This is a genomic window from Alginatibacterium sediminis (genome assembly GCF_003610775.1).
In the GTDB taxonomy this organism is placed as follows: Bacteria; Pseudomonadota; Gammaproteobacteria; order Enterobacterales; family Celerinatantimonadaceae; genus Alginatibacterium; species Alginatibacterium sediminis.
Window position 1 is genome coordinate 802,307 of record NZ_RAQO01000004.1, and the last position, 16,890, is coordinate 819,196.

Sequence of the window (16,890 nt, forward strand, 5' to 3'; positions counted from 1 at the left end):
CTGATACTGGACAAAAAAAAGCCTGAATGAATCAGGCTTTTAACAACGCGATAGTTGGTATTTTAGTCGTCCATACGTTTAAAGATCAAGGTGCCATTCGTGCCGCCAAAACCAAATGAGTTACTTAACACATAGTCTAGCTTGGCATCGCGTGATTTTCCTACCACATAGTCCAAGTCGCAACCTTCACTTGGGTTTTCCAAATTGATGGTTGGCGGAACTTTTTGATTGACCAAAGCCAACACTGAAATAATAGCTTCAACTGAACCAGCAGCACCCAATAGATGACCGGTCATCGATTTTGTGGAGCTAACCATTATGTCTTTTGCTGAATCGCCCCATACGCGCTTAACTGCCATAGTTTCGGCAATATCTCCAGCTGGCGTCGATGTACCATGAGCATTCACATAGCCAATTTGGTTTGCGCTAATGCCTGCATCTTTTATAGCGTTTTCCATAGAACGAGCTGCACCTTCACCATCTGCTGGTGGTGAGGTCATATGATAGGCGTCTCCACTCATACCAAAGCCGACAAGCTCAGCATAAATTTTCGCACCGCGAGCTTTTGCAATTTCATACTCTTCAAGGACGATAACCCCTGCTCCATCACCAAGAACAAAGCCATCACGGTCTTTGTCCCATGGTCGACTTGCAGTTGTAGGATCATCATTACGGGTAGATAGAGCTCTCGCGGCTGCAAATCCTCCCATACCAAGCTCTGTCGATGCTTTTTCAGAGCCACCAGCAAGCATTTGGTCTGCATCACCATAGGCTATCATTCGTGCAGCCAGTCCAATAGCGTGAGCGCCTGTTGTACAGGCTGTAGTCACCGCTATATTAGGACCTTTAAGGCCTTTCATAATTGATAGATTACCAGCAACCATGTTGATGATAGTTGACGGTACAAAGAAAGGACTAATTTTACGCGGGCCAGATTTTTCTAGGTTAGCATGATTACTTTCAATCAATCCCAGACCACCAATACCTGAACCGATTGCAACACCAAATCGTTCTGCGTTTTGATCGGTAACTTCAATGCCCGAATCTTCGAGAGCCATAATACCAGCTACAACACCGTATTGAATGAAGTCATCCATTTTACGTTGTTCTTTTTTCGAAATATAAGGGCTTGCATCAAAGTCTTTAATGAGACCAGCAAAGCGGGTGCTATAAGCACTACAGTCAAAGTGTTCGATGGGTCCGACTCCACTTTCACCATTCAAAAGCGCTTGCCAAGACTGCTCTAAGGTATTGCCGACAGGTGTCAACATACCCATACCAGTTACGACTACTCTACGTTTAGCCACAGAAATGTCTCCAGGGGGATAATAAGGTACATACTAGTCATTATAAATAATGTTGCTCTATTTTAATTGAAGCTATTGAGTAGCACTAAGATTTGATGTGATTTGCTCGGGCTTGCGGCGACATTGTTTAACTTAGTTACGAACTCAGACTTAATTAATCAAAGCACTTATTTATGAGGGCTAGGTTAATATTTAGCATAAAAAAAGAGCGGACTAATGCCGCTCTTGTTCCAATACTGTCTTATTGGTTAGCTGTAACGTAATCAATAGCAGCTTGGACAGTAGTGATTTTTTCAGCTTCTTCATCAGGAATCTCAGTATCAAATTCCTCTTCCAAAGCCATAACCAACTCAACTGTATCAAGCGAATCAGCGCCTAAGTCGTCAACAAATGAAGCTTCAATTTTTACTTCGTCTTCACTAACACCAAGTTGTTCAACAATGATTTTTTTTACGCGTTCTTCAATTGTACTCATGACAATAATTTTCCTATGTAATTACGCTTTATGCGTTGTCCGATAGTCTATTCATTCGAGCTGGCTTTGCAAGCCCGATATTGGTGGTCTAACCACGTTTACTCAAAATTTAACCAGTAAAAACCGGAGCTTAGTCAAATTTTTAACAAAAATGTTAAAAATTACACCATATACATCCCGCCATTAACATGAATTGTCTCGCCGGTAATGTATGCCGCGTCGTCGCTGGCTAAGAATGCAACAGTTTTAGCAATCTCTTCAACTGAACCTAAGCGCCCCATTGGTACTTGGTCCATAATAGCTTGTTTTTGCTTATCATCTAGCTCTTCAGTCATATCTGTTGCGATAAAACCAGGTGCAATTGCATTAACGGTTATATTACGAGATGCAATCTCACGCGCTAAAGAACGTGTAAATCCTAGCACTCCAGCCTTCGCTGCTGAATAATTTGCTTGCCCCGCATTGCCCATTGTACCAACAACAGAACCAATACTTATAATTCGACCTGAGCGTTTTTTCATCATGGCGCGAAGTACAGCTTTACTTAAACGAAAAACTGAACTTAAGTTCGTTTGAATAATATCATCCCATTCGTCATCTTTCATGCGCATTAAGATGTTATCGCGTGTAATTCCGGCGTTATTAACCAAGATATCTACATCGCCATAGCGTAGCTTTATTTCAGCAAATAGAGCTGCGATAGAATCACTTGAAGTGACATCTAATACTAGACCACATCCATTGTCAGCAAAAGCATCGTCAATAGCTTTTGCTCCAGACTCACTAGTTGCAGTGCCAATTACTTTAGCACCACGAGCGATTAGTTCATTAGAAATAGCGCGACCAATGCCACGGCTTGCGCCAGTAACCAGCGCAACCTTACCTGTTAAAGACATTATAGATCCTTATAATTCAAGAGCCGTTTGCAATGACGCACTGTCATTGAGGGCGATAGATGTAAGTTGTTTATCAATGCGTTTACCTAGACCGGAAAGAACTTTACCTGGCCCACATTCAATGAGGGTTGAATTACCGGCACTCGCTATCTTGGTAATCGTTTCAGTCCAACGAACTGGGCTGTAAAGCTGAGCGATCAATGCAAGTTTAATTTGCTCAGCTGAAGTCGACACTTCTACATTCACATTATGTATGACTGGTAAATTGGCGTCATTAAAACGAATATTATCTAGGTAAGCTGATAGTTTTTCAGCCGCTGGTTTCATCAGAGCGCAGTGCGAAGGAACACTAACAGGCAAAGGAAGGGCCCGTTTGGCACCCGCTTCTTTACACATTATGTTTGCGCGCTCAACTGCATTTTTATTTCCGGCTATTACAACCTGTCCAGGCGAGTTATAATTTACTGGTGCAACAATTTCACCCTGGGCAGCTTCTAGGCAGCATTGCGCAATATCACTATCCCCAAGTCCGATAATTGCCGACATCGCGCCGACGCCTGCTGGGACAGCTTCTTGCATCACATGTCCGCGGTATTCCACTAGTTTTAAAGCCGTAGAAAAATCTAAGACACCTGCACAGGTCAAGGCTGAGTATTCCCCCAAACTATGACCAGCCAATACCTTTGGAAGTTCGCCGCCTAATTCAAGCCATAAACGCCATAGGGCGACTGATGTTGCAAGCAATGCTGGCTGAGTACGATGAGTTTCGTTGAGCTTTTCAACTGGCCCATTGAAAATAAGATCACTAAGGTCGTAACCTAATGTTTGAGATGCTTCTGTTAGCGTCTCAAGTACTGAACCATGCTTTTGAGCTAATTCGGACAACATTCCCACTGTTTGTGAGCCTTGTCCGGGAAAAAGAAATGCTAAATTACTCATCTAAAATCCTGATAATAAAAGTAAACTAAAAACGTACTAAAGCGCTACCCCAAGCAAAACCACCGCCAAACGCTTCCAATAGAACCAAGTGTCCAGACTGGATTCGGCCATCTCGAACGGCTTCATCAAGGGCAATTGGAACTGATGCTGCAGATGTATTGCCATGACGTTCTAATGTCAACACTACCTTATCTAACGGCATTTTCAATTTTTTTGCTGTTGCTTTTATGATTCTAAAATTTGCTTGGTGTGGAACCAACCAATCGAGCTGCGATGCATCGACGTTATTTGCCGCAAGCGTTGTCGTCACCAACTCACTTAAACGAGTAACAGCAACTTTAAACACTTCATTGCCACTCATCGACATATAAGTTTCCATTTCGTTGCCCGATAGACCACGTTTTGGCTGAGGTAGTTTAAGCAAATCACCGTAACGACCATCAGCGTGAATATGTGTCGACATAATACCACTGGTTTCACTTGCACTTAGGATTGCGGCTCCGGCACCATCACCAAATAGAATGATTGTTCCCCGATCAGCAGGATCACACATCTGAGAGAGTCTATCGACCCCAATCACTAATGCATGTTTGACCGCACCACTCTTGACATACTGATCGGCAATACTTAAGGCATAGCAAAACCCGGCACAAGCGGCTGCAACATCGAATGCTGGAACACCAGCAATACCTAACTTAGCTTGGACTTCACAGGCCGCTGCTGGAAAGGCATTCTCGGCGGAGGTAGTCGCCAACACAATAATTCCGATATCACCTGCAGAGATACCCGAAGCTTCAATGGCTTTGAGAGCTGCAATATATGCCATATCCGATATGGTTTCGTCAGCGTTCGCTATTCGACGCTCTTTTATTCCCGTACGCTCGGTTATCCATTGGTCACTTGTTTCAACCATCAGCTCTAGATCAGCGTTTGTGCGTACTTCACGAGGAAGATAACTACCGGTGCCACTTATTCTTGAATACATGAAATAAAGATATCTCTATTGATAATTCAACTATGTATGGTCAGGCTCACCAAAATAATCAGAAAACTGATGAGCAATTTTGACCGCTACTTGTTCTTGGCTTTGTGTAATACAAAGCTCTAATGCCTGTAAAAAGCTAACTTGATCCGCATGCCCATGGCTTTTTACAACAATGGCGCGCAATCCTAACAAACTTGCGCCGTTATACTGGTCGGGGTTCAGCTTTTTTAAATTGTGTTCAACTTTAGGACGAATCCAGGAGCTGAGCAAGCGTTGCACCGGATTAAGTGATTGAACACCCACCACTTGTGCACGCATATAACGCGCTAATCCTTCAGCTGTCTTCAATGCAACGTTGCCAACAAAGCCATCACAAACAACTACATCTGCGTCCCCATCGAATAAGCGGTTGCCTTCGATATAACCAATATAGTTGAGTTGGGGCGCAAGCCTTAATTTTTGCGCACATTGACGAACAACATCATTACCCTTGATGGATTCTTTTCCAATGTTGAGTAAGGCTACTCTAGGATTGTCGATACCGAGTACACTTTTTGAAAAAACTGAGCCCATATGCGCAAACTGAATTAGTAGTTCCGCATCGCAATTGGTGTTGGCACCTAAATCTAAAAGTACCGTCGGCGAAGGTTTACCATTTGGAATTTGACTGATGAGAGCCGGACGCTCGATCCCTGATATAAGTTTGAGTTTACGTCTTGCAATTGCCATTAGCGCCCCCGTGTTACCGGCACTAAGACAAGCATCTGCTTGTTTTACTTCAACAGCATTGATTGCTAGATGCATTGACGAACCATCGCGCTGTCTCAAAACTTCAAACGGACTATCATCGTTAGTAATTTGTATTGGACTATGAATAATCTCAAGACGAGAATTGTCAAAAGACTTTGGAAGAAAGGTTTTAATCTGAGAGTCGTCGCCAAATAACTTGATGTTTAGCGAGGGATGTAACGACAGTGCCTGCATAGAAGCAGGCACTGTAATGGAGGGCCCAAAATCGCCCCCCATAGCATCAACGGCAATTGTGAGTTTAGACAAACTCGTCAATTTATTTGTTGATTACTTTATTTCCGCGGTAATAACCGTCAGCTGATACATGGTGACGACGAGTCGTTTCACCAGAAGTTGCATCAACAGAAAGAGATACGTTGTTAGTTAGCGCATCGTGTGAACGACGTTGACCACGACGAGCACGACTTACTTTACTTTTTTGAACTGCCATTTGACCGGTCTCCTAGTCTTTTTTCTTTAGTGATTCTAAAACTGCAAACGGATTTGGTTTCGCCTGCTCCTCATAAGCCGGGATCTCTCCGAACGTTTGAATGTCTGATTTAACAGCACATTCTGCCATGGGATGTTTTGCAATTAACGGCATTGCTACTATTAATTCATCTTCAAGCAACTTATGAACATTGATTTCCCCGTTTTCATTGAGCTCAAGGGGTTCATACGATTCCGGTAACGCTTCCGCTTGCTCATCATTGAAGACAGGCGAATAAGTAAACTGCACTTGTAATGGTAATTCTAGATCACCGTTACAGCGCTGGCACTCAACTCGCACATCAGTTTGCGCTTCCCCACGAATGGTCGCCAATCCTTGCGGATCGATAGCACAGTGCAACTTGACGTCAACAACTGGATTCACACTTAAACAAGCACCTTGCAAACGCTTAAGATTCTTTGACTCAACGATACCGTCATAGTCTAGGTTTCTTTTCGCAGCTCGCACTGGGTCGAGTTCTATTGGTAGCTTAACCTTTATCATAAGCCGCGCATCATATAGTTAGCACTCTGAATAGTCAAAAGAAAAAAACGAAAATAGGCCTGTTTTTGACGTAAATAATCAGGTTCAATAAACCAAGTTAATTTGAAGCCGAGAAAAGTATGACTTTGCCCATAATATTAGCGTCTACTTCTGTTTTTCGTAAACAGATATTAGACAAGTTGTCGCTAGAGTTTAAGTGTGTGGATCCCGCTTGCGACGAAAGCCCTTTAGCAGGTGAGAGTGCCGATCACCTAGTCGAACGTTTAGCTATTGCAAAAGCCAAAGCTGTTGCACAACAATTTGATGAACACCTAATCATTGGCAGCGATCAAGTCTGTGAAATTGATGGCCAAATCTTAGGCAAACCACATACCCATGAGAATGCTGTTAAACAACTACAAATGGCAAGTGGCAAGACGGTTCGGTTTTCAACTGGTTTATGTTTATTCAATAGCAAAAGCCAAAGCATACACAGCAGCGTTGAATATTTTGATGTTTGCTTCCGGAACTTAAGCAAGCAGATTATCGAAGGCTACTTACATTTAGAAAAACCCTATAAATGCGCAGGCAGCTTTAAAAGTGAAGCAGCTGGTATTGCATTATTTGAACGACTAGTAGGCGATGATCCCAATACCCTGATGGGACTACCCTTGATCAGGCTGATCAGCTTTTTTGAAGCCGAGAATGTCCGTTTATTTTCCAACAAATAGTAAAGACTCGTTTAAGACTCTATAAATGCAGTAAGGGTTTGGCGAAGCTCTTCTACAGAATCAACAATAGGATAAGCAAAGCCTTCTAAGCTTTGTTTATCCTGTGCACCGTAAGATACACCAATAGCGTGCATACCTTTATTTCGAGCCATTTCTAAATCAAAGCTGGCATCACCAACCATTATCGCTTGCTCAACATCGCATTCAAGTTGATCAAGAATTTGCGTTAACATTAGTGGATCGGGTTTAGAACGTGCTTGATCGGCTCCGCGATGGGCGTTAAACAAATGCAGCGTTTGGCTTTGGCGCATAACTCTATCTAAACCGTTATGACCTTTACCGGTTGCAACGGCTAGTAAACAACCCCGCTCTACTAGCATTTCTAACAAGTCACGTATGCCAGGGTACAATTGACTCGGGTTTGAGGTCTCAATTGATAAGTAATGGCGTTTATAGCTTTCAATTAAAGCCTCATCTGCAGCTTTTGATAAAGCACCAAATAAAACTGTATTGGCTTTGCTTAAGCTTAAACCAATGATGGACTTTACTTGCTCGTCGCTAGGCTCACGTAGATTGAGCTCCCGTGCACACGCCTGCATCGCTTTGACGATGCTATGCAGCGAATCCATTAAGGTGCCGTCCCAATCAAACACCACTAATTTACGTTGCATCCCCTACCCTTATTAACAAAACTTATTTAGCCAAGGTATCAATAACTGATTTGAGTTCTGCATCCAATGGGGCTTCTAAGAACATCATTTCACCGGTTGCTGGATTTTCAAAGCGCAATTTCCATGCATGTAGAAACAAACGCTTTAATCCAAATTGCTTACTCAATTCTAAGTCTTCACGTTGACAATATTTGTCATCGCCTGCAATAACGTGTCCTTGGCAAAGAGTATGAACACGGATTTGATGGGTCCGTCCAGTCACAGGACTTGCCTTGACCAAGGTCATATCACCAAACTGACGTTCGATTTTGAAACGTGTTAACGACGGTTTACCTTCGGTATAGTCAACTTTTACCATACGCTCACCCGAAGCCAGCACGTTTTTAGCCAGCGGCTCTTCGACTTGTCTGGTAGTTTTGGGCCATATCCCGTGGACTAGCGCCAAGTAATCTTTTTGAACAGTTTTCTCACGTAATTGTGCATGTAATGCACGTAATACGCTGCGTTTTTTGGCCACCATAATTAGGCCAGATGTATCCCGATCCAAACGATGGACCAATTCAAAATAATGTTGTTCAGGTCGAAGACTTCTGAGCGCTTCAATCATGCCAAATTTTAGGCCGCTGCCTCCGTGAACAGCTAAGCCTGATGGTTTGTTTAAAACTAATACACCGTCATCTTCGTAGACGACACAATGCTCTAAGTTCTTTACTTGAGCCAAATTTGCGGAGGGGCCTTCAGTTGCCTCTGCGACGCGGACAGGTGGGACCCGAAGTATATCTCCGGGAGCGAGTTTGGTTTCGGGTTTAACCCGTTTTTTATTAATTCGTACTTCACCTTTTCGAATGATGCGATACACCTTACTTTTAGGTACTCCTTTAAGAGTACGAAAAAGGAAGTTATCTACCCGTTGACCGGATTCATCTTCACTAATAGTGAGGTTTTGAACTTTGCTTGTATCAATTTTCATACGCTTAGTTTAACACGAGGCTTAAATAATTTGCTGTAAAAATGCTGCTTTGCTATATTTACAGCGCTGTAACAGCCAAATTAAGCAATTTAGGCTTAGCTGTTCAGAATTAGACCGCAAGTGCGGAGGCTCCTAAACATGCCTTCCTCGGTCATTTAACTATAAAAATATAATGATACGGCAGCGAATATCTGCCTTGAAAGCGAAACGAATCCATTAAGCAACATAGCCCATAAGGTTATGTTTTTAGTACGACGTGCCACGAGCGCCTTAGACAGAGCGAACCAAACCGAGAGGTTTTATTCTTTTATATCTCTGCATAAAACACTAGGCCAGGCCTTTTGAGACAGTTAATAGCTGCTTTGTTTCATTAAAAACAAGGCAATAAAATGAAACGTATGTTAATCAATGCGATGCAACTCGAAGAGATGCGCGTCGCACTAGTCGATGGACAACGACTATATGACCTGGACATAGAAAGCCCAGGGCATGAACAAAAAAAGGCAAACATCTATAAAGGTAAAATTACTCGAGTAGAACCTAGCCTCGAAGCAGCATTTGTAGATTACGGCGCTGAACGTCACGGTTTCCTTCCAATGAAAGAAATCGCACGTGAGTACTTCCCCGACGGTTACGTTTATCAAGGCCGTCCAAATATCAAAGAAGTAATCCGTGAAGGCCAAGAAGTTATTGTTCAAATTGATAAAGAAGAGCGTGGCAACAAAGGTGCAGCGTTAACAACTTTTATCAGTCTTGCTGGCAGCTATCTTGTATTGATGCCTAACAACCCTCGTGCTGGCGGTATCTCTCGTCGAATCGAAGGTGACGAACGCACTGAATTAAAAACTGCAATGAATGGATTAGAAGTGCCTAAGGGCATGGGACTAATTGTTCGTACTGCTGGTGTTGGCAAATCCGCTGAAGAACTAGAATGGGACTTAAACGTTCTACTAAACCATTGGGGTGCAATTAAAGAAGCCTCTGAAACACGCCCTGCTCCCTTCTTGATCCACCAAGAAAGCAATGTAATTGTGCGCGCAATACGCGATTACTTACGTCGCGATGTTGGTGAAATTCTTATTGATAATGCTGATATTTTTGAGCAAGCGAAAACTCATATAAGCCTAGTTCGCCCTGATTTCGTCAATCGTGTAAAACGCTACGACGGCGAAGTTCCGATGTTCAATCATTATCAGATTGAGTCTCAAATTGAATCAGCTTTCCAACGTGAAGTCCGTCTTCCATCTGGTGGCTCGATCGTTATCGACCCAACTGAAGCCCTAACCTCTATTGATATTAACTCTGCACGAGCAACCCGCGGTGGTGATATCGAAGAAACTGCACTTCAAACCAACCTTGAGGCGGCAGACGAAATAGCTCGTCAATTAAGACTACGTGACCTTGGTGGCTTGATTGTTATCGATTATATCGATATGACCCCGGTTCGTAATCAACGAGAAGTTGAAAACCGCTTTAGAGATGCAGTCCGTCAAGATCGCGCACGCATTCAAATTGGCCGTATCTCACGTTTTGGTCTACTAGAGCTCAGCCGTCAGCGCTTGCGCCCGTCTTTAGGTGAATCAAGTACTCACATATGCCCGCGTTGTAGCGGCCAAGGCACCATTCGTGATAACGAATCCCTAGCTCTGTCTATATTACGCCTACTTGAAGAAGAAGCGTTAAAAGAAAACACCAGCGAAGTCCAAGCTCAAGTTCCGGTACCTGTCGCTGCATATTTGCTAAATGAAAAACGCGAAGTCATTACCGGCTTAGAGCGCCGTCAAGATGTTCGTTTAATTATCATTCCTAATCAACATATGGAAACCCCACACTACGACGTACAGCGAGTACGCAGTGGTGAAGAAAACGAACTTGCTAGCTTCCAGCTAACAAGTGGTTCACCAAGTCCGGTATACCAACCGAGCTCAACTGAGCCTACAACTCCTGCTGAGAAGCCTGTATTACAAGGCTTTAGTGCTCCAGCGGCACCTGTAGTTAAAGAAACTCCAGTTGCGCCGGCTAAACCTGCAGCTGCTGCTAAGCCTGCTCCAAGCGCTACTCAAACTCCCGTGGTGCATAGTGAGTCAGGATTAAGCAAACTGCTTAAGTTTGTTAGTGGGTTGTTCTCAAAACCTGAATCAGAAGAAAAGCAAGTCGAAGAAGAGAAGCGCGAAAAACAAGAAAAACCAGCTCCTCGTCAGAATCGTAATAACCGCAATAATCGCAAACGTAAGCCACGTAGTCGTGTTGAGCAAGACGATAAACGCGAGCAAAACGATGAACAAAGTGGTGAAGCAACTAACTCAACGCCAAAACCAACTCGTCAGCGTAATCCGCGTAATGCACGTAATAAAACCAACGCCAAATCTGAAACTAGTAAAGTTGAAGATACAGCGACTGAAGTAAAAGCTGCTCCAACAGAGAAGTCTGAACAGAAAAAGACTCAAGTACAGGCTAGACGTGCTCGACGTAATTTACGTAAGAAAGTTCGCGTAAATGAAAAACCTTTATCTGTAGCTGCTCAAAAAGAAATCGACGATAAAGTCGTTAGTGATCAAGCTGAAGTAGCTGAGGCAGCAAACAAAGCTGTTGAATCAGTTACTCCAAGCTCAAATGACGAGTCAGTACAACAAAGCCCGGTACCGGTTTCTGAAACTCAAACGAGTTCAACGGTAAATGATGCAAGCAGCGAAGATGGCGAAGCAAAACCGGCACGTAGTCGTCGTCGACGCACTCGTAGTGGAGCTCCAGGGTCTCGTAAGCGTTTTGCTGATATGCCTAAGTCAGAGCTTAATGAGGACCAAAGTTCCGTCGATGCAAACCAAGAAGTTGAAGCACGCTACCCAGATGAAGTTGCAAGTCCTAAGACAGATGTAGCTTCTCAGGAGCAAGTACAAGCTACTGAATCTGCCTCGACTCAAGCCATTGTTGAACCAGCTAAGCCGGTTGAAAAAGTAGCCACAACCGAAGCTAAACAAGTTTCTGTAGCTAGCTCATCTAAACCAGCTAAGGCAAAACAACGTATTAGTGCAGTTGCAACTAAGCCTGCAATGCCTAAGCGCGCCGAGACCAGTGATGCGCCGAAACAAGAAAGAGTTGAAGTGAAGTTGGAGTCGACGCCAGTGGTAAGTAAAGCGCGTACTGCTCACGCACCTTATTCTCCTTCTAAAGCGACAAAATCTGAACCAGTAGTTGAAACGCCTGTCGAAGCAGCTAAAGCAGCGCCAGTTGTTGAAGCCCCTGTCGAAGCAGCTCAACCAGCGCCAGTTGTTGAAGCCACTGTCGAATCAGCTAAACCAGCGCCAGTTGTTGAAACCCCTGTCGAAGCAGCTAAAGCAGCGCCAGTAGTTGAAGCCCCTGTCGAAGCAGCTAAAGCAGCCCCAGTAGTTGAAGCCCCTGTCGAAGCAGCTAAACCAGCGCCAGTAGTTGAAACCCCTGTCGAAGCAGCTATAGCAGAGCCCGTTGCTGAAGCCTCTGTCGAAGCAATTAAAGCTGAGCCAGTTGTTGAAGCCCCTGTCGAAGCAATTAAAGCTGAGCCAGTTGTTGAAGCCCCTGTCGAAGCAACTAAAGCTGAGCCAGTTGCAGAAGCGATAGTATCCGATAGCCAACAGCCTAAAGCTAAGGTCAAGACCAACGCTCCTAAAAAAGCTAAATCGCTCAAGTTTCAAGGTAGCTCGAGCGCTGAAATGACTAAGCCGGCAACCGTGGAAGTAAAAGAAAGACCTCCGGTTGAAGTAAAAGAGTATGTACGTAGTGTTGAAACTATGGATGCTCGCTCTGCCGGCAAACAAGGCGCAAAAGAAAACGCCTCTGTAGGTATGACTAAACCAAAGTTTTAGTACTTAGGCGCTACTAATAAAGAGCCCGCATTAGCGGGCTTTTTTGTAGTTATTCGTTGTGTCATAAGCCTATGCGAGCTGCTGGTATACTTTAGAAACGAATACTGAGCTTTGATATCTTCAGTTTTGGTGGATTCAAACTGGGTTATCAAATAGCCCTCTTTAATGCACTTCATCCAATAATACCAATCCCTTTATATTTTTGGTCTTTTACTTGTTGTACTAAAACGCTTAGCTTTAGGAAGAACTCACAGTTATTAGCGGTCTAATGACAAGAGTTATGACGACAAGATTGGTGTTTTAGTCAAACAATAGTGAGCAATAAATTACTGTGATTGGTATAAATATTTACTCCATTGGCTAAGTGCTAAACATAGCTTTATTCTTTCTTATCGTTGTAAGGCCAATTTTGATCTCAGATCAGTTCAGATGTATACCGATCTTGTATGCGCGACCAAAATTATTGCTGTTCCTGCCAAGCTTTGGCTTTATTAATCAACGGTACGATACTCGATCCTTGTACCAAAATAGAAAAGAACACAACGGCGTAGGTCATGACTAACAAAATTTCTCTAACATCAATTTGTTTCTCTGGAAAGACCATCACACCAGCAGGTATTGACATAGCCATGGCTAAGGCGAGTCCTCCCCTAAGGCCTCCCCAACTCAAAATAGAAATCGAATATGGATTGTAACGTCGGAAAGGTTTAAAGCTGAAATAACAAAGCTTAACACTGAGATAACGAGCAATTAAGACTAGTGGCACGGCTATCACCATGAGGATCCAATCTTCGGAATGAAAGGTAAATTGAAGCATACTTAAGCCAATCAACAAGAATAGTATTCCGTTTAAGAACTCATCTATTAGCTCCCAAAAATGGTCTAATAGTTGTTTGCTCTCCTCCGAGAAACCTTTGATTCGAGTCACATTACCTATAATGATGCCCGAAACCACCATGGCTAAAGGTCCAGAAACTTCAATAACGCTAGCAAAAACATAACCTGCGCTCGGGATCCCTATGGTTAAAAGTAGTTCCATAGAGTGGTCATTGGTTGAACTTATAAGATAATGAAAAACTAAACCTAAGAGTGCTCCATAAACAATGCCACCAATCGCTTCATGAACAAACAATTCGGTAATACTAGCCACAGTTGGCTCTGTTCCCAGAAAAGCTATGCTATACAGTGTTACGAAAATGACTAAGCCAAAGCCGTCGTTAAATAGCGATTCTCCCTCGATTTGCGTTGAAATACGCTTAGGAGCTTCTAAGTTTTTGACAATTGCTAATACGGCGATGGGATCTGTTGGAGATATTAGCGCACCAAAGAGTAAACAATAAATGAGCCCAAATTCGACATTCCAGAGTTGGCAAATGTAGTACAGACCAAAGCCAACAACGCAGGTTGAAATCAAAGTTGCTACGATAGCAAGTATGCAAATCTCCCACCTTTGGTCTTTAAGGTTGTCCAGCTTAATGCCTAAACCACCGGCAAAAAGTAGAAAACCAAGAACACCATCTAAAAGAAAACTCTTAAAGTCTACATTGTCTAGTAGGTGAGAAGCTGCTTGCTTTAATGGTGAAAAACCAAATTGGCCTAATATAATAATCAACAAGGATATAATTAATGCACCAGCTGTGATTGCAATCGTGCTTTGCATTTTTCCTATTTTACTATTGAGATAAGCGATAGAAATAGCCATCGCCCCTAAAAAGCATAGTGTTGTATATACGGTCATCGTTTGTTCTTAGCTATTACCTATGTATTAGTAGTAGCATACTTTAGCGGGCGTAATGTACAAAATACGGTTAAAACAAAAACTTAATTGATAGGCAAAAGGACAACAAAACGTCGCTTTGTTGTTTCTAACGAGAACTGTGGAGGGGAGCGAAGATGTGACTAATTCAAAAACGAATCCCGTAGGATTCGCTCTGCGGTAGATCATAATGTTTTAACGAAGCCTTCACAGGCGTCTTCTAGTAAGTCCAAAACAAGTTCAAAGCCTCGTTTACCACCATAGTATGGATCGGGAACTTCATCGAAACTAGATTCAGTAAAACTCATTATCCGCTTAATTTTTTGTTCAGCCGATGCTGGAGCCTGTTCAAGCAAATCGCGGAAGTTTCGTTCATCCGACGCCAAAATGACATCAAAGCGTTGAAAGTCCTTTGCTATGACTGGTCTTGATTTAAATCCTTTCATAGAATAACCACGCTGCTGCGCGCAACTGAGTCCTCTTGGATCAGGCTTTTGACCCTTTAAGGCATGAGTACCCGCCGAATCGACTTCAGCGAGGATACCATATTGGGCTAGCTTTGCCTCAAGCACGGCTTGTGCACTTGGAGAACGACAAATATTCCCCATGCACACAACCAGGATCTTTAGTTTTTGATTATCCGCCAAGTAAACCACCTAAACCTTTAAGCAGTTGCTTCTTAGGATCACTATCGTCTGCGGCGTCAAGACCGAGTTCTTTCTCCAGTCGATTTTGTATTTCTTTCTTAGCACTACCTTCAAGAAGTTTTTTCATATCAACTTCATAACTGGGTTGACTCCAACTACCCTTGATATGCAAGGGAATACTAATGCCTTCCAAATCGTTCTTACCACCTTGTCCCTCGAGACTGGCGACAACTTTAGTGGTCAAATTAAAATTAATAGATTCGTTAACTAAATGGGTATTCCCTTTGCCATCAATACGAAGTAAAGGAGAGCTCATCTGCATTTTACTGACATTAGCACGTTGCTTAGCAAAGTTTCCTTGCAATAACAGCTCACTAAAGTCTGTCTTTTGCTCTTGTTCCGCTGCAGTTGACTTAGATCCCGAGAAGGCCGCTTTAGCGTTGCGAATCATTTGAGCAACATTAACGCCATGATACGCGCCATCAGCAAATGTAAATGCGAATGGTCCACTTAGACTGCTACGCACATTAGGAGTACTTAAGCCTTTGACCTTAACATCCATTGCTATCGCTAGGTTTCCAGATAGTTTATCGAAGTCAGCAAAAGCTTTTAACATTGGTCGTGCAGCGACCTTTTTAACATCCAGAGTAAGCGCGGCAGTATGCGGCTTTGGATTTGAATCTAGGTTGGCTACGGCTGACAAACTGCCATTAAACATCTTAGCTTTTAGTGTATTAACCTTAAGCACACCCGATTCTACAACGACTTTTGCTAGAACAACGCTTAAAGTTGTTTGCTCTATCATAAGACTATCCACTTCAAGGCTGCCATTGAGATCAAAACTTTGCAAAACACTAAGGTCAGGTTCTTGATTAGTCGCTGCTGATTGGCTATCGCCTTCTTTTGGTTCTTTCTCGCTCTGATCAGTCGATGATGTCGAACTATCAGTGGGTGACTGACTATCGCTAGCGGCCATATACGGGCGCAAATCGAGCTTCTTGCTGGCAAGGGCAAACACAATACTTGGTTTTGCGGCGTAATTTATTTGAACATTACCATCAAGTTTATTGTTGGCGTCGACTCGTAAATTTAATCCCTCTAAATTTAGCAGGCTAGCATTTGTGTCCAGATAACCTTTGGCATCAACCGCAGTATCAAGTTTGCCACCGACAAACATATCGCCTTTACCTTTAAGACTTAATTCAAATTGGCTAAGGTCTATACGGCTTAGATCTTCAGCCGGAACAAGTTCTGTCATGAGGCTTAGGTCTATACTTGCACCTGGTACTTGTACAGGGCTTGTGAGGCTTAATCGATTAGATTTACCTAAGCCCTCGCCATTAATGGTAAGTTGTAGAGGTCCAAGACGAGTTTGTTCGCCTTGATTATCAATGAGCACCTGCCCATCATTGATAAGTAATTTGCTAAGAACTAACTCCCATGGTTCTGAAGGGGCATTGGATTCGCTTGGTGCTTCACTTGTCGCTGTTGCTTCTTCTGCATTTGGTTTAGCTTTCAAATCATCAAAGTTGGTAATGCCTTGTCCGTTTGTCACATAACGAATGCTCGGATTTTGTAGTGCTATTTGATCGATTAACAGCTGATTGGACAAAAGCGGCATCAGTTGAACAGCTACGATTAGGCTATCAACACTAAGCGTGTCTTCCTTACTGAAGTTCGGGTTATCTTTAAGTGCAACTTTCTCTATTTTAAGGCCTAAACTTGGATAAATACTTAAGGACAAATCACCTTCAATGATTAGTTCACGGCCGATATGTTGTTGTACTTGGTCGATAGCTAATTGTTTAATCTTTCCCGAGTTTAGATAAGCGTTAATGCCTACAACACACAATCCTAGTGCAACTACGATTGCAACTAGGACGTAAATAAGTTTTTTCATGTTAAATCCTTT

Annotated in this window: 15 protein-coding genes; 2 read left to right on the forward strand and 13 right to left on the reverse strand. The window is 43.0% G+C overall.

The annotated features are described in order from the left end of the window. Nucleotides 1-62: 62 nt before the first annotated feature. From fabF to yceD, 8 genes are all read right to left on the reverse strand, one after another. Nucleotides 63-1,307 (reverse strand): beta-ketoacyl-ACP synthase II, encoded by a 1,245-nt coding sequence (gene fabF / locus DBZ36_RS06695; protein ID WP_120354134.1) that lies wholly within the window; start codon nt 1,305-1,307, stop codon nt 63-65. A gap of 241 nt (nt 1,308-1,548) precedes the next feature. After that, on the reverse strand, nt 1,549-1,782 hold the full coding sequence (gene acpP / locus DBZ36_RS06700; RefSeq protein WP_120354135.1) for an acyl carrier protein: 234 nt from the start codon (nt 1,780-1,782) through the stop codon (nt 1,549-1,551). Nucleotides 1,783-1,943: 161 nt separating this feature from the next. Continuing rightward, nucleotides 1,944-2,678 carry a 3-oxoacyl-ACP reductase FabG gene (fabG, locus tag DBZ36_RS06705; protein WP_120354136.1) on the reverse strand — a complete coding sequence of 245 codons (735 nt, stop codon included), beginning with the start codon at nt 2,676-2,678 and terminating at the stop codon, nt 1,944-1,946. 9 nt (nt 2,679-2,687) lie between these two features. Then, nucleotides 2,688-3,617, reverse strand: coding sequence for an ACP S-malonyltransferase (gene fabD, locus DBZ36_RS06710; protein WP_120354137.1), 930 nt, complete (start codon nt 3,615-3,617; stop codon nt 2,688-2,690). Between the two features lie 25 nt (nt 3,618-3,642). Then, nucleotides 3,643-4,602 (reverse strand): beta-ketoacyl-ACP synthase III, encoded by a 960-nt coding sequence (locus DBZ36_RS06715; RefSeq protein WP_120354138.1) that lies wholly within the window; start codon nt 4,600-4,602, stop codon nt 3,643-3,645. 30 nt (nt 4,603-4,632) lie between these two features. Next, complete coding sequence (plsX, locus tag DBZ36_RS06720; RefSeq protein ID WP_120354484.1) at nt 4,633-5,658, reverse strand: phosphate acyltransferase PlsX; 1,026 nt, start codon at nt 5,656-5,658, stop codon at nt 4,633-4,635. A gap of 10 nt (nt 5,659-5,668) precedes the next feature. Further along, the gene (rpmF, locus tag DBZ36_RS06725; RefSeq protein ID WP_120354139.1) at nt 5,669-5,842 is read right to left on the reverse strand and encodes a 50S ribosomal protein L32; all 174 of its coding nucleotides are present in this window, start codon (nt 5,840-5,842) and stop codon (nt 5,669-5,671) included. Nucleotides 5,843-5,854: 12 nt separating this feature from the next. Further along, nucleotides 5,855-6,385 carry a 23S rRNA accumulation protein YceD gene (gene yceD, locus DBZ36_RS06730; RefSeq protein ID WP_120354140.1) on the reverse strand — a complete coding sequence of 177 codons (531 nt, stop codon included), beginning with the start codon at nt 6,383-6,385 and terminating at the stop codon, nt 5,855-5,857. A 119-nt stretch (nt 6,386-6,504) separates the two neighbouring features. Between yceD and DBZ36_RS06735 the strand changes: the two genes are divergently transcribed. Then, nucleotides 6,505-7,095 carry a Maf family protein gene (locus DBZ36_RS06735; protein ID WP_120354141.1) on the forward strand — a complete coding sequence of 197 codons (591 nt, stop codon included), beginning with the start codon at nt 6,505-6,507 and terminating at the stop codon, nt 7,093-7,095. An 11-nt stretch (nt 7,096-7,106) separates the two neighbouring features. Here the strand turns inward: DBZ36_RS06735 and DBZ36_RS06740 are convergent, their stop codons facing one another. Beyond that, on the reverse strand, nt 7,107-7,766 hold the full coding sequence (locus DBZ36_RS06740) for an HAD-IIIA family hydrolase (RefSeq protein WP_120354142.1): 660 nt from the start codon (nt 7,764-7,766) through the stop codon (nt 7,107-7,109). Nucleotides 7,767-7,788: 22 nt separating this feature from the next. Next, nucleotides 7,789-8,736: a 23S rRNA pseudouridine(955/2504/2580) synthase RluC gene (gene rluC / locus DBZ36_RS06745; protein WP_120354143.1), complete on the reverse strand. Its 948-nt coding sequence runs from the start codon at nt 8,734-8,736 to the stop codon at nt 7,789-7,791. Between the two features lie 389 nt (nt 8,737-9,125). Between rluC and rne the strand changes: the two genes are divergently transcribed. After that, nucleotides 9,126-12,575 (forward strand): ribonuclease E, encoded by a 3,450-nt coding sequence (rne, locus tag DBZ36_RS06750; RefSeq protein WP_120354144.1) that lies wholly within the window; start codon nt 9,126-9,128, stop codon nt 12,573-12,575. A gap of 460 nt (nt 12,576-13,035) precedes the next feature. On the opposite strand, the gene DBZ36_RS06760 is transcribed toward rne, so the two are convergent. The 3 genes from DBZ36_RS06760 to DBZ36_RS06770 all read right to left on the reverse strand — a co-directional run bounded on the left by DBZ36_RS06760 (nt 13,036) and on the right by DBZ36_RS06770 (nt 16,878). Next, the gene (locus DBZ36_RS06760; RefSeq protein ID WP_120354146.1) at nt 13,036-14,313 is read right to left on the reverse strand and encodes a cation:proton antiporter; all 1,278 of its coding nucleotides are present in this window, start codon (nt 14,311-14,313) and stop codon (nt 13,036-13,038) included. Nucleotides 14,314-14,516: 203 nt separating this feature from the next. Beyond that, nucleotides 14,517-14,987 carry a low molecular weight protein-tyrosine-phosphatase gene (locus DBZ36_RS06765; protein WP_325049075.1) on the reverse strand — a complete coding sequence of 157 codons (471 nt, stop codon included), beginning with the start codon at nt 14,985-14,987 and terminating at the stop codon, nt 14,517-14,519. Further along, on the reverse strand, nt 14,968-16,878 hold the full coding sequence (locus DBZ36_RS06770) for an AsmA family protein (RefSeq protein ID WP_120354147.1): 1,911 nt from the start codon (nt 16,876-16,878) through the stop codon (nt 14,968-14,970). The genes DBZ36_RS06765 and DBZ36_RS06770 overlap by 20 nt, the downstream gene beginning before the upstream one ends. Nucleotides 16,879-16,890 lie beyond the last annotated feature (12 nt).

Excerpts from the sequence above, each read along its gene's own strand:
- rne (WP_120354144.1), top strand. The coding sequence starts at position 9,126 with ATGAAACGTATGTTAATCAATGCGATGCAACTCGAAGAGATGCGCGTC.
- DBZ36_RS06770 (WP_120354147.1), bottom strand. The coding sequence starts at position 16,878 with ATGAAAAAACTTATTTACGTCCTAGTTGCAATCGTAGTTGCACTAGGA.
- DBZ36_RS06735 (WP_120354141.1), top strand. The coding sequence starts at position 6,505 with ATGACTTTGCCCATAATATTAGCGTCTACTTCTGTTTTTCGTAAACAG.
- DBZ36_RS06715 (WP_120354138.1), bottom strand. The coding sequence starts at position 4,602 with ATGTATTCAAGAATAAGTGGCACCGGTAGTTATCTTCCTCGTGAAGTA.
- rluC (WP_120354143.1), bottom strand. The coding sequence starts at position 8,736 with ATGAAAATTGATACAAGCAAAGTTCAAAACCTCACTATTAGTGAAGAT.
- rpmF (WP_120354139.1), bottom strand. The coding sequence starts at position 5,842 with ATGGCAGTTCAAAAAAGTAAAGTAAGTCGTGCTCGTCGTGGTCAACGT.
- acpP (WP_120354135.1), bottom strand. The coding sequence starts at position 1,782 with ATGAGTACAATTGAAGAACGCGTAAAAAAAATCATTGTTGAACAACTT.
- yceD (WP_120354140.1), bottom strand. The coding sequence starts at position 6,385 with ATGATAAAGGTTAAGCTACCAATAGAACTCGACCCAGTGCGAGCTGCG.
- fabG (WP_120354136.1), bottom strand. The coding sequence starts at position 2,678 with ATGTCTTTAACAGGTAAGGTTGCGCTGGTTACTGGCGCAAGCCGTGGC.
- fabD (WP_120354137.1), bottom strand. The coding sequence starts at position 3,617 with ATGAGTAATTTAGCATTTCTTTTTCCCGGACAAGGCTCACAAACAGTG.
- DBZ36_RS06740 (WP_120354142.1), bottom strand. The coding sequence starts at position 7,766 with ATGCAACGTAAATTAGTGGTGTTTGATTGGGACGGCACCTTAATGGAT.
- DBZ36_RS06760 (WP_120354146.1), bottom strand. The coding sequence starts at position 14,313 with ATGACCGTATATACAACACTATGCTTTTTAGGGGCGATGGCTATTTCT.